Genomic DNA, 2842 nt, shown 5'->3' on the forward strand with positions numbered 1-2842 from the left:
GGCCCGGAGCGCGTGGTGGTGGGGCCGGACGACACCGTCTACGTCTCCAACCGGGCCGAGCGCAGCGTGTCCGTCATCCGCCGGGGTGACTGGAGCGAGGCGGCGCGCGTGGCGGTGGGCGTGGAGCCCATGGGGCTGGCGGTGTCTCCGAAGGGCGACACGCTCTACGTGGTGAACAGCACCGCGCTGGACTCCACCACGTACGGCACGTTGATGGCGGTGGACACGCGCTCGCTGGAGGTCCGCTGGGAGCTGCCGGTGGGCGAGGAGCCGCGCGGCATCGCCCTGGTGGACGATGGGCGACGGGCGCTCGTCAGCCTCTTCCGGCATAGCGATTTGGTGACGGTGGACCTGGCGGACGCGCACCAGCCGCGCATGCAGCGCGAGGGCACGGATTTGTACGCGCGGGCCAACACGGAGGACAGCTTCGCCGACGACGAGCCGTTTCCGTTCCCCTCCACGAGCGTGTCCTTCCGGCCTCGCGGGATGTCGGACGTGGTGGTGTCTCCGGACGGCAAGCATGCCTACTCGCCGACGCTGTGGGCGCGCGAGGATCCGCTCACCGGTTCTGGCTCGAGCCCTGGGGGCGGTGGGTCGCTGTATGGGGGCGGAGGGCCCTGCAACACGGCGGGCGTGGTGGCGCCGGGCATCGTGACGTTCAACACGGAAGACGGCACGCCCCGGGTGGATGACCTGGACCGGTGCCGGCCTCCGCCGCGCGAGGACCCTGACTTCCCTCCGTCCACCATCGTCAGCCCGGAGTCGAGCCATCCCATCCAGGGGCCTGTGGCGGCGGTGGTGGACCCGTCGGGTCTGTGGCTCTTTGTCGTGAACCGCGAGACGGACAACGTGGCCGTCATCCCCACGAATCGTCGCGAGGGCGCGGACCTGGTGAACGTGAAGGGCAGCACGGTGCGGCAGTTGGTGCGAGTGGGCTCGGGGCCCAGCGGCATCGCGCTGACGCGGGACGGGCGCAAGGCGTACGTCTACAACGCGTTCGACCACACGGTGACGACGCTGGTGAACGACGCCTCCGGCAACGTGGCCAACGTGCGCGCGGAGGGAGTGCCCCTGCGAGTGGTGGGAGACGTGCTGTCGCCGCAGCAGGTGGCGGGGCGCAAGCTGTTCTACTCCGCGCTGGATTCCCGCATGACGAGCGCGGGCGTGGCGGCGTCCTGTGCGTCATGCCATCTGGATGGTCGTGACGACGGCCACGTGTGGGGCTTCCCGGATGGGCCGCGCCAGACGCCGAGCCTGGCGGGGCGGAAGGTGACGGAGACGGGGCCGTTCCACTGGAGCGGCGAGTTCCCCACGATGAGGGACTTCCTGGACGCCACGGTGCGTGGGCGCATGGGCGGTACGGCGTTGGATGGGGTGATGGTGGCGCAGTTGTCCGCGTTCATCGACGTGATTCCCACGCCGGACAACCCCTACAAGCGCGTGGCGCTCACCGAGTCGCAGGCGCGCGGCGCGCAGGTGTTCAAGAAGGCGGCGTGTGACAGCTGTCACGCGGGGGCGCACTTCACGAACAACACGCTGGCCGACGTGGGCACCTTCATCACCACGGGCGCGAATCGGGACGACAGCAACGTGGTCGCCAAGGGGCTGAACACGCCGTCGCTGCTGGGGCTCGCGCGCACGGCGCCGTACCTGCACGACGGCAGCGCGCTGTCGCTGAAGGGGCGGCTGATGCAGAACAGCCAGTCCAACAAGCACGGCACCACGGCGAGCCTCACGGAGACGGAGGTCGACGACCTGGTGGACTACCTGCGCACGCTGTGACGTGAAGTCACGGCGTGCCCGCGTCGGGCTCCGTCGGCACCACGGTGGGGTGGACCGTCTCCGGTCGCGTGGAGGTGAGGGCGAGGCGCGTCACGTCCAGCGCCTGCTCCGGGTCTCCTCCGAGCCACGTGACGACGAGCGCGCACGGCGTGTCGTCGTCCCACGCCATCACCTGCAACATGCCCTGCGCGGGAGCACGCCGCGCGGCGGCACGGCCGAGCGCGGGAATCTCCTCGCCGCCCATGTTCAGCGACGGCAACAGCAGGGCATGCGTGTCCGCCTGTGCGTAGTGCGGCTGGCAATCCCACGTCACCGACACCGTGACGTCCTTCTCCGACGCGGAGCGGAAGGTGCACAGCGGCCCGCAGGAGGGACACGCGCGCTCCTCCTTCATCGTGAAGCCGGGCAGCATCGACTCGCGCACGTCCGTGGGCAGCAGCGCCTCGCACGCGGGCAGCGTCGCGTTGGCGACCGGCGCACGCGCCGGACCCGCGTCCGTCCCCGTCTCCGTCGGACGGGAGCGACACCCAAGCCCCAGGGCCAGTGTCACCAACAGCGCCGCGCGCCCTCCTCCTGCCCTCATCCCTTGGTCTCTCCTCAGGCGCCCGCCGCTGGCCGCGCGGCGGATGGTAGTCCGGTGCGCCGCCGTCGGTGACACGTTTCCCATCGCCTCCTGCCCGCTACCTGACGGGGCGCACGCAGGGTGGGGGAACAGCCGGCCCTGGCTCGTCTCCTTCCCTCTCCGTGGACTAAGCTGCCAGCCGTCTTCATGCCCTCCGTCCGCCTCATCCTGGTGCCGCTCGCCCTCGTGCTGGGCACGTCCGCCCGGGCCCAGCCGGCCCCCGCGGCGCGCAACCCCGCGCCCGACGAGTCCTGGACCACGCCCACCCACGTGGACGCCCCTCGGAGGAGCGACACTCCGGACGACGCCGCGTGGACCGACTTCCCCGGCCGGACGACGGTGCCCCCGGACGCGGACGCCGCATCGCTGCCCCGGCTGCCGGAAGTGCCTCCCCTCATCCCCCTGGATGATGACGGCACCCCCGGAGTCACGGAGGCC

The 2842-nt window shown here is 71.4% G+C and carries 2 protein-coding genes and 1 pseudogene; 2 read left to right on the forward strand and 1 reads right to left on the reverse strand.

Annotated features, from left to right (window positions below):
• A partial coding sequence (locus tag FJV41_RS48660; protein WP_141649438.1) for a c-type cytochrome occupies positions 1 to 1782 on the forward strand: 1782 nt, incomplete at its 5' end.
• Between the two features lie 7 nt (positions 1783 to 1789).
• Here the strand turns inward: FJV41_RS48660 and FJV41_RS48665 are convergent.
• Positions 1790 to 2365, reverse strand: a complete 576-nt coding sequence (locus tag FJV41_RS48665; protein ID WP_141649439.1) for a hypothetical protein — start codon at positions 2363 to 2365, stop codon at positions 1790 to 1792.
• Positions 2366 to 2551: 186 nt separating this feature from the next.
• On the opposite strand from FJV41_RS48665, the pseudogene FJV41_RS48670 reads away from it, so the two are divergent.
• Positions 2552 to 2842: pseudogene (locus tag FJV41_RS48670) on the forward strand (hypothetical protein); the annotation flags it as partial.

Origin of the sequence: Myxococcus llanfairpwllgwyngyllgogerychwyrndrobwllllantysiliogogogochensis (genome assembly GCF_006636215.1) — a bacterium.
GTDB lineage: Bacteria > Myxococcota > Myxococcia > Myxococcales > Myxococcaceae > Myxococcus > Myxococcus llanfairpwllgwyngyllgogerychwyrndrobwllllantysiliogogogochensis.

Bases quoted from the DNA above. Each gene is read 5' to 3' on its own strand.
- FJV41_RS48665 (WP_141649439.1), bottom strand. From the start codon at position 2,365: ATGAGGGCAGGAGGAGGGCGCGCGGCGCTGTTGGTGACACTGGCCCTG.